Source organism: Streptomyces sp. NPDC038280 (assembly GCF_055600045.1).
Window position 1 is genome coordinate 114,172 of the sequence record NZ_JBVJYZ010000017.1, and the last position, 10,434, is coordinate 124,605.

The 10,434-nt window shown below is 68.9% G+C and carries 2 protein-coding genes; one reads left to right on the plus strand and one right to left on the minus strand.

Going from position 1 to position 10,434, the window contains the following annotated elements; all coding sequences use genetic code 11:
* Positions 1–9: 9 nt before the first annotated feature.
* Positions 10–7,686, minus strand: a complete 7,677-nt coding sequence (locus tag ACZ7J0_RS27820; protein WP_470891831.1) for an amino acid adenylation domain-containing protein — start codon at positions 7,684–7,686, stop codon at positions 10–12.
* Between the two features lie 460 nt (positions 7,687–8,146).
* Here ACZ7J0_RS27820 and ACZ7J0_RS27825 point away from each other — a divergent pair.
* Positions 8,147–10,434 (plus strand): heavy metal translocating P-type ATPase (locus ACZ7J0_RS27825; protein ID WP_470891833.1); only part of this gene is annotated, 2,288 nt, incomplete at its 3' end.

Below are 10,434 nucleotides of genomic sequence, written 5' to 3' on the forward strand. Positions count from 1 at the left end.
TCTCCTGTGTCAGTGGGCGAGCCAGTGCCGCAGTACGTCGAGATCGTCCGGAACGCTCAGGGGCGCGGGGTGGCCCAGGAGCCCGACGGTGAGGTCGCTGCCGATCTCGTGGAGAAGGCCGGGCGCCCCGGACAGGCAGGCCAGGACGAGCCGGCCCGAGAAGAAGCCGGCGATGAACTCCAGACAGCGGCTTTGCGGGTCGGGATCGGGCAGTACGCCCGGGTGATCCGGGCTGAGCGACAGGCCCAGTCGTTCCCACAACGCGTCCGAGTGACCGAGGTAGTTGAAGAGCACGGACGCCGGCGTGACTCGCAGTGCGGGCTCGTTGCCGAACATGGCGAGCAGTTCGTAGTGGTTCCCGGCGGCCGGGGCCTGGCAACGTGTCCGGCCGACGGCGGCGGCCGCCTCCTTGAGCGGCAGAGTGGTCAGGGCCGGTGCGTCCAGGGGCCACCGGGTGGCGAGTCGGCCGACGATACGGGCCGGGTTCAGCGCGCCGGAGGGCACATCGCGGCCGTGCGAGTCGACGTCGACGCGTATGGCAGCCGTGCCGGTGCGCCGGCCGATCGCGCGGGCGATGGCGGCAAGCAGGGTGTCGGGAACGGCTGTCGTGGCGACGAGTGCCGCGCTGGCTTGTGGGTCGAGTGCGATGAGAGCGGGTCCGGCCGGCAGGTTCTCGTCCATCGCCGGCGGGGCGGGGGCGGGTTCCAGACCCAGCCAGTGGGTGAGTTCGCCTTGGACCTGGGGGTCGTCGGCCTGGGAGCGCACGAGTTCGGACCAGGCGGCAAGTGAGTCCGCCGGTGCGAGGGCGGCCTCACCTCTCTCGCCGACCTGGCGGTAGGCGGAGATGAGGTCCTCGCACAGGATCCGGCAGGAGTAGTTGTCGCAGATGAGTCGGTTGATGACGATGAGCAGCTGCTGGCGCCCCTGGTGCTGCAGGGCGGCGACGCGCAGGAGCGGAGGGGCTGTGATGTCGATGGAGGACTGCAGGCGCAGGCTGACATCCTTGACGGTCTGTGCGACTGCCTCCGGTGCGACGTCGGTGAGGTCCACCCACGTCAGGGGGGTCTCGAGTTGGTCGATCGGCGTGATGTGGCCGGTGTGGCCGCACTCCCCCGCCGTGAACGACAGGCGCAGTGCTTCGTGGTGCCGCAGCAAGGTGCGCAGAGCCACCCTCAGGGCGGTCCGGTCCAGGGGTTCGGCGATGTCGAAGAGCAGGACGTAGTTGTGCTCCTGCGGGTGTTTCCACTGTTCGAGCAGGACCTGTTGCCGGGGCAGAAGGATCATGTCGCCCTCGTGGGGCGGGCGGACATCGGGCGCGGCCGGGCGTGCGATGGAGGCGAGAGCGGCGATGGTCTGGTGGGCGAAGAAGTCCCGGGGAGAGATCACGAGTCCCTCTGCGGCGGCTCGGGCGATCACCTGCATGGCCAGCAGGGAGTCGCCTCCCAGGCGGGTGAATTCCGTGGTGTCGGGCACCGTTTCGATGCCCAGCACTTCGGCCCAGATCCGGCGGAGTGTCTGTCGGGCGGTGTCCGTCGCGGCTGCGGCCGGGATGGTGTCGGGGGCGGCGGGCGGCAGGGGGCGGGTGCCGGCGGGTGCGGATCCGCGGGGCTGGGCTCGGTGCGGGGCTTCGCTCTGCCAGGCGGAGTCCTCTGCGGCCAGGCGACCCACCAGGTCCACGTAAAGCTGGAACATCCGGTCGATGTCGTCCGCTGGGAAGAGTTCGTCGAGCGAGTCCCAGTTCAGGACGAGCTCTCCGTCGTACTCGAACACCTGGTGGTCGATATGGACCTGGGGGGTGTGCACGATGCTGTTGACCATCGTGCCCAGGCCGCCGACCGCCTGTCCGAAGTCGGCGCCCGCGGAGTCGAGGGCGCTGGTGAAGACCACCGGCATGGTGGCCCGTTCGGGGCCGTGCAGCCGTGCGAGTTCCCGAAGCATTTTGATGCCGGTGAACTCGTTGTGGTCGAGGTCTCGGGCCAGCTGGGTCTGGAGCGTCCTGGCGCGTTCGGCGAAGGGTGCGACCGGGTCGGTGGTCACGGCCAGGAGGCTGGTGGCGGTGAAGTCACCGATGATGTCGGCTATCTGGGCGTGGAGCGGAAGGCGCTTGTTCACGGTGACGTTCAAGGTGAACGGGTCCCCGTCGGACCAGGCGTTCAGCGTGTCGGCGTAGGCGGTGGCGAGGGCGGCGGAGGGGGTGATCCCGTGCTGGGTGGCACGGTGTCGCAGGGCCTGCCAGGAGGGGGCAGGCAGCCGGTGGGTACGCCGTGTGAAGTGGGGTTCGTCAATGTCTGCGGGTTCGGCGGCCAGAGGCAGGCGGGGGGCCGGCGGCAGGTCGGCGGCCCGTGCCGTCCAGTAGTCGCGGGCGCGCTGGTAGCGGGGGCTGTTCTCCGCCTCGTCCATCGCGCGCTGGTAGTCCCGGAATGTCAGCTCGAGTTCCGGCCAGCACCGGTGGGGGTCGGCGTAGCGGGCGGCGAGTTCGGTGAGGAACACGGCGACGGTCCCACCGTCCGCGATCAGCAGGTCCAGGCTGATGTGGAGCCGGCTGGACGAGTTCAGTTGGCTGACGCGGACGTCGAACAGCGGCGAGGTGCCCGGGTCGAAAATCTTCGTGCTGCACTCGCGGCGGACGCGTGCGAGTTCGGCTTCCGTCTCGGCCTGGCCGAGCGCGCGCAGGTCGGTCACGGCCACGGGGTAGGGCGCTGCCTCCTGCCGTACGTGCCACTGGCCGTCCGGCCCGATGACGGCACGCAGCATGTCGTGGCGTTGCACCATCGCATCGATGGCGGCGGACAGGCGCTGGGGATCGAGGTCGTGCGCGCTCAGTTCGACGTAGAAGGAGGCTGCGACGTTGCCCAGTTCGAAGAAGCCGTTGCGCCCCAGCAGGTAGGCCTGCTGCAGGTCGGTGAGGCGGAAGGGGGTGAAGCGGTCTTCGGGAGCAGGGGTGATGTGGTCGAGTTCTGCCGGCTCGGGGCTGGTGCCGTGCTCCGGCTGCCGCCCGCGTACGAGGGCGGCGAGCGCCGCGATCGTGGGGTGGGCGAACACCTCGGCGACGGTGACCTCGATGCCCGCGTGACCAGCGGTTCTGACCAGGTGGACGGCGAGCAGGGAGTCGCCGCCGATGCGGAAGAAGTCATCGTGCACGGACACCCCGGTCAGGCCCAGGGTCTGCTGCCAGGCGTTGGCCAGTGCCTGCTCGATGCTGTCGGCGGGTTGCGCGTCCTGCGGTGCGTGAGGGTGTGCGCGGTCTCGGCCGGCCGTGTCACGCAGCCGGGCCATGTCGACTTTGCCGTTCGCGGTGAGCGGGAGTTCGGGCAGGACGAACACGTCGCTGGGCGCCATGTAGGAGGGAAGGGCCGCGCGGGCGTGCTGGGTGACCCGGGCCGGGAGGGAGGCGATCTGCCGTGCGCGCAGCGGAGTGTTGGACAGTGGCCTGGCCCCGGTGGGGTCCTTGAGGGTGAACGCGTAGGAACGGAAGGCGGTTTCGGCGTCGTGCGGGGTCAGGGCGAAGACGGCGTCGAAAGTGCCCGGAGCTGACTGCGGGCGGTAGAAGAACTCGCAGAGGTATCCGTGCCGGTCGGCCAGGTCGAGAAGGTGCGCGGGGGTGAGACATCGGTCGCTCTGCGCCTGCGGCCACGCCACGTTGTCGAACTCCGCGAGCGGCAGGCCGGCCGACGCCGGGTCGCGCAGATGTGCTGCCCACGCGCCGTCGTACTGGAGACGCTCGTTGGATACGCCGTGCAGGCACACCGAGGGGATGCGGCGGCCGAGGGTCTGTTCGAGCTCGGGCAAGGTGCGCGTTTTGCTGGTCCACCGCAGTTCGGGGGAAAGGTCGCGGACGGTGCCCGGTTCGTTGAACACCACCACGTCGTAGCGGTAGTCGGCCATTTCGGTGTTCGCGTTTCCGGGACGCGGCAGGATGGTGGCGGGGCTGCCCAGTCGCGTCCAGAACAGGTCGGGGTCCACGACCAGTTCACTCTCGGTCAGCTCCCGCTGCTCCACACGCCACAGCAGGTCCCTGGCCACGTCCTGCGGGCCGGCCTGTGCGCGTTCGACCGCCACGTGGAAGCGATGCAGGAGCCGCAGGTCCCGGACGTCGCCCAGGTAGACCACTCCTCCGGGACGGAGCGTGGACAGTGCCGCGCGGACGACGTCCAGCAGGTAGTCGGCGGAGGGGAAGTACTGCGCGACCGAGTTGATGACGACGCAGTCGAAGTGGTTGCGCGGGACACCGGCGAGGTCCGTCGCCTCGCGGTGCAGCAGGGTTGCTCTGGCGGCCGTACCGTCCTGTTCCAGGCGCAGGGTCAGGTCCTGGAGCGTGCGTGCCGACAGGTCGGTCCCCACGTATTGCACGCACTCGGGCAGCAGGCGGGTGGCGATGAGCCCGGTTCCGCATCCGATCTCCAGGACACGGCGGGGGCGGTGGGCGAGGACGCGGCGTGCTGTGATGTCGGCCCAGTCGTCCATGTCCTGGGCGGAGATCATTTTGCCGGTGAAGCTGTCGGCCCATCCTGCGGTCTGCGCTGAGGTGTCGCTCCTGAGGGAGTCGAAGACCTCCTGCCAGTCGGCGACCTGCGCGCGTGCGTCCTCGTCGCCGTCCGGGGAGATTTCACCGCGTGTCGTGACGAACGCGAGGAGCCGGTTGTTCTCCGCGACGGCCACCGCCTGCCGCACCTCGTTGTGCGCGGCGAGGGTGTGCTCTATCTCTCCGAGCTCGATGCGGTACCCGTTCACCTTGACCTGGCCGTCGTCACGGCCCATGAACTCGATGGTCCCGTCGGGGTGATAGCGGCCGCGGTCACCGGTGTCGTAGAGGCGCTCGCCGGTGTGCGGGTTCGTGACGAATCGCTCGCCGGTGCGCTCGGGGTCGCGCCAGTAGCCGCGGGCGAGTCCGACACCGCCGATGAAGAGCCGGCCCATCACCCAGTTGGGACACGGCCTCATGTGGTCGTCCAGGACGTGGAAGGACTGATTGGCCAGAGGTTTGCCGTAAGGGACTGACTTCCAGCCGGGGGCAGGCGCACCGATGGGGTGCCAGATGGACCAGATGGACGCTTCCGTCGCGCCGCCCAGGCTGATGATGTCGATGGGGGTGGCCTTGTGTGCCCGGATACGGTCCGCCAGGCCGACCTCGATCCAGTCACCGGACATGAGGGCGAGGCGCAGGGGCTTGAGCGCGTTGGATGCGGGCTGTGCCTCGGCGTAGGTGGTGTACATCTGCATGAGCGCGGGGACCGTGTTCCAGATGGTCACCTGGTGCTGGGTGACCAGCTCCGCCCAGCGCTCAGGGTCCCGGCCGGCGTCCTGCTCGGGCAGAACGAGTGCTCCTCCGGCAGCGAAGACGCCGAAGAGGTCCCAGACGGACAGGTCGAAGCTGAGCGATGACAGGCCCAGCACCCGGTCGTCGGGACCGGCTCCGAACCTGGTGTTGATGTCCCAGCAGGTGTTGGCAGCTCCGCGGTGGTCGATCATCACGCCCTTGGGTTCGCCGGTCGATCCCGAGGTGAAGATGACGTAGGCGAGGTCCGTGGCGCTCTGCACATCGTCCAGGTGGCCGTCCATCTCGTGCGACCAGCGGCTGGGGTCGGAGACGTCGAGCACGGTGAGCCCGGGGGGCCATTCCAGGCGGTCGCGTACGGGCGTCTGGGTCAGGGCGATGTCGACTTCGCCCAGGGCCAGGAGGCGGCGTATGCGATCGGGGGGGAGGGAGGCGTCGATGGGGAGGTAGGCGGCGCCGGAGTAGAGGACTGCCAGGGCGGCGACGGCCTGCTCCCAGCCTTTGTCCATCACGATGGCCACCAGCTGGTTCGGGCGGGCTCCCTCGCGGCGCAGTCCGCGGCCGATGCGGCAGGCCATCCGGTCCAGAGCGCCGTAACTGAGGGTGCGGTCCTTGGTGATCACGGCCGGTTCGCCGCCGCGGCGTTCCAGGGCGGGTCCCAGCCGGTGCAGGAGCACGTCAGGAACCGGCGTTGCGGTCTGGTTGACCCGCCGGCGCTCGTCCAGTTGCCGGTCGGGCAGGTGGACGGTTGCCTGCTGGTCCCAGGCGGTCTCGCTGGAGGCCAGCTGGTGGACGAGGTCCCAGTAGGCCGTGAACATGTCGTCGAGCAGTCCGGGAGCAAACGCGTCGTCGACGGAGTCCCAGGTGATGTTCAGTTCGCCGCGGTATTCGAGGGTGAGGCATTCCAGGGTGAGCTGGGGTGCCTGCGCGAGCGTGTAGTTGATGCCGCGCAACCAGTCGGGGTCGAAGCCGTCGCTGAATCCGGAGCCGACGAAGGTCGAGAAGACCACGGGGGCGATCGCGGTCGCGGGCCCCGACCGTCGCGCGAGTTCACGCATGACGCGGATCCCGCTGTATTCACTGTGGTCCAGGTCTTCCCACAGCTGGGTCTGCAGAGCCGCGACGCGTTCGGCGAACGGCCTGCCGGCGTCCGAGTGGACCTCCAGAAGCGTGAGCGTGGTGAAGTCCCCGATGACCTGCCTGACCTGCTCGTGCACGGGCTTGCGGTTGTTCACGGTCAGGTTGACGGTGAAATCGGGAGACTGCGACCAGCGGGCCAGGACGTCGGAGTAGGCGCCGGCGAGAGCTGCGGAGGAGGTCAGACCGCGGGCAGTGGCGTGATCCCTGAAGCTCTGCCACAGCGGCGCGGACAGGGCCCGGTGCCGACGGTGGAAGCGTGGGGTGTCGATGGCGGCCAGCGGGCGTGCCAACGGCAGCAGGGGTGCCGCGGGCAGACTGTCCATGCGGCTCGTCCAGTAGGTGCGCGCGGCTTCCACTTTGCCCGCGTGCTCCGGGCCGGTGACGGCGCGCTGGTAGTCCCGGAAGGTGAGCCCGGCGACCGGCCACTGGCGTTCCGGGTCGTCGTACCGGCCGGCGAGTTCCTCGACGAGCAGCGCGAACGAGGCTCCGTCGCAGATCAGCAGGTCTATGCCGAAGCGCAGCAGGATCCGTTGCGGGTCGAGTCGTGTGGCGTGGACGTCGAACAGGGGCCACTGGTGCACGTCGCGTCGCTTCGCCGTCGCTTCGGTGCGCAGCGCTTCCAGACGTTCGTGCTGGTCCCGGGTGGACAGCGCGGAAAGATCTTCTCTGACGATGGTGAAGTCGGGTACTTCGGGCAGGACCTGCTGGCGCCCGTCCTCGAGGATGACCACGCGGAGCATGTCGTGGCCGGCGACCGCTGCGCGCAGCACCCGCTCGAAGCGGTCGACGTCCAGATCCGTGGTGTCCAGTTCGACGTAGAAGGAGGCGTCGACGTTGCCGAGTTCGTGGCCGGATTCCCGGCCGTGGAGGTAGGCCTGCTGTACGTCGGTGAGGTCGAACGGATCACAGCTGCCCGCAGGGTCGGCGAGGGCCTCCAGCGTGCGCGGTGCGGTTGCGCTCGGTGCGGCGGCGTCGAAGAGGAGCTCGGCGAGGTCCGGGACGCAGACGCCGGCGGTGAGGGCGGTCAGGGGCACCTGCACGTCGAAGGCGGCGTCGAGGACCGCGGCTATCAGCGTCGCCTGGAGCGACTCGACCTGCAGAGGTGTCTCCTCGGGTACGTCGGAGGTCGGCAGTCCTGTGACCGCTGCGAGCAGATCGATGAGACCGACGCTGATGTACGCCCGTCGGTCTTCCGCGGGACCGCTCGAATCGATGCCCAGGGTCATCGTCGCGACGGCGCGCTCAATCGAAGACTCCGAAGAATCGCCCATTTCCATTCCCCCTCCGCGGCCAGCCCGAGGGGCCGAACCTGCTGAATGAACGTCACCGGTGAAGGTGCGAGACGACGTAGGTGATCGGCGCTGCCGCGTACGGCGGGTACCAGGGCTGCTGCGGCCAGGACGCGGCGCGAGTCTTTCCGTTGAACCCGGCTTTAAGTCAACCCTGTTCCGCGCCGGCTGGGGCGGGCGGCGGGCGGGCAGATGCCGTGGCTCAGAAAGTTGGTGCGCCAAAGGGCTTGACTTTGGAGTCGACTCCAAACTTTACGCTCCTCCAGTTAGCACAAGTTTCCCACTGACAGGCAGGTGACCAAGGGTGAACGAGTTCGCCGCCTCGGCGGGCGGCAACATGACTGTCCCGCCCGAAGCCGATGTCGAGTCCCGTCGCTACCGCGTGATATCCGGTTGTGTCGAATGCGCCAGTGACCTGACAGCGCTGCGCCGTGTTCCCGGCGTGCGTGATGTACGTGTGCTGTCTGCCACGGGCACCCTCGTGGTCGAGGCACCGACCGCGTTGGATGACGCCGTGCTGCTCAGGACGGCGAACGCGTCCGGGCTGGTTCTTGAGCCCGCTCACACCAGCGCCGGCGCGGACAAGAATGCCGAGCAGGCCACGAAACGGACTCGGTGGTGGCTGCGCCCTGAGATGATCATGCTGGAGATCGCCGCCGCGCTGATGGTGGTGGTCGAGATCATGGGCTGCTACACCGAGACGCAGTCGGCCGCGACCATCCTCGCGTACGTCTGTGTGGCGGTCGGCATTGTTTATCCCGCACGCACCGCCCTGATGATGCTCAAGGCCAAGCGGGTGTCCATCAACGTCCTGCTCGTCGTCGCGGTGGCGGGGGCGCTGGCGCTGGGCAAGGTACTGGAAGCCGCCTGCGTCGTTGTGATCTTCTCGCTCGGCGTCGTGCTGGAAAGCTACGTCGCCGACCGGGCACGCAAGTCCATCCAGAAGCTGATGGACCTCAGCCCGGCCATGGCGGAACGGTTCTCGTCCAACGGCACCGTCGAGCAGATCGAAGTGGAACGGCTCGAGGTCGGCGACATCGTGCTGGTCCGTCCGAGCTCGCGGCTGCCTACCGACGGCACCGTCGTCCAGGGAGCCTCCTGGATCGACGCGTCCGCGATCACGGGTGAGTCGATGCCCGTGGAGGTCGAGCCCGGCGCGGACGTGTACGGCGGAACCCTGAACGGGCACGCGGCCCTGCGGATCAAGGTCGCCAAGCCGTTCGAGGACACGGTGCTGGCCCGGGTCATCAAGGAGGTGGAGGAGGCTCAGCAGAACCGGGGGCAGGCGCAGCGGTTCGCCGACAAGTTCGGCACGATCTACACGCCGATCATGATTGTTCTGGCGGTCCTGATGGCCGCGTTCGGCCCGCAGGTGTTCGACATCTCCTACACCGACGCTCTCTACCGGGCGCTGGTCGTGCTCATCGTGTCCTGCTCGTGCTCCCTGGTGCTGTCCGTGCCGGTCAGTGTCGTGTCCGCGGTGGCGCGAGCAGCCCGGGACGGAGTCCTGATCAAGGGCGGTGCGTATCTGGAGCAGCTGGCCAAGCTGCGCTCCGTCGCCTTCGACAAGACCGGAACGCTGACGCTGGGCCGGCCGACGCTTCTCCAGGCGCACCCGCTCGACGGCTACGGCGAGACCGAGCTGCTGACGCTGTCGGCAGCTGTGGAGGCCGGTGCGACCCACCCGATCGCCGAGGCGATCGTGCGGGCGGCACGGGAGCGGGGGATCGTGGTCACCCCTGCGGACGATGTCGAGGTCATTCCCGGTGTGGGTGCCCAGTCCGTCATCGGCGGGGCGATGGTCGTGGTCGGCAGGGTCGGGGATCTGCGCGGCAATCCCGCGGCGCAGGCGGCACTGGATGCTGTCGAGGACGCCGGCGGAACTCCCGTCGCCGTCAGCGTGGACGGCCGTCTGATCGGTCTGCTGGGTGTTGCCGACGAGCTGCGTCCGGAAGCGGTCACCGCGCTGAAGTCTCTGCGTCGGGTGGGCGTCACGCACACGACGATGCTCACCGGCGACCGGGAGCGGGTCGCCAAGGCGATCGCCGGCCGGCTGGGCATCGAGAGCGTTCGCGCCGAGCTCATGCCCAATGAGAAGAGCACGGCTGTCGCCTCCATCAAGGAGTCCGGTATCACCGCGATGGTCGGCGATGGCGTCAACGACGCCCCGGCGCTGGCCACCGCCGACGTCGCCATCGTCATGGGCGCTGCCGGTACCGATGTTGCGCTGGAAATGGCCGACGTCGCGCTGATGGCCGATGATCTCAACAAGCTCCCCTACGCGGTCGCGCTTGCCCGCAGGGCGAACCGGATCATCGCGCAGAACATCGCCCTGTCGCTGGCGGTCATCCTGTTCCTGGTGATCTTCGCGGTCGGCGGCAGGTTCACCCTCACCGCGGGTGTGCTGATCAACGAGGCCTGGGCCCTGGTGATCATCGCGAACGGGCTGAGGCTCCTGCGGTTGCACTCGGCCCTGCGGGAAGCCGGCGCCATCACCGTGACGTCCACATCGCCACCCGCCGTCCGAACCTCGTCCGACGACGGCTGCGGGTGCGGCGACAGCTGCGGAACGCCGACCTCGGTGACCCCGCTCCCCCAGGTGAACGCGCTGACAGTGACAAGCACCGCCGGATCGGACGACGGCTGCGGGTGCGGCGACAGCTGCGGAACGCCGACCTCGGTGACCCCGCTCCCCCAGGTGAACGCGCTGACAGTGACAAGCACCGCCGG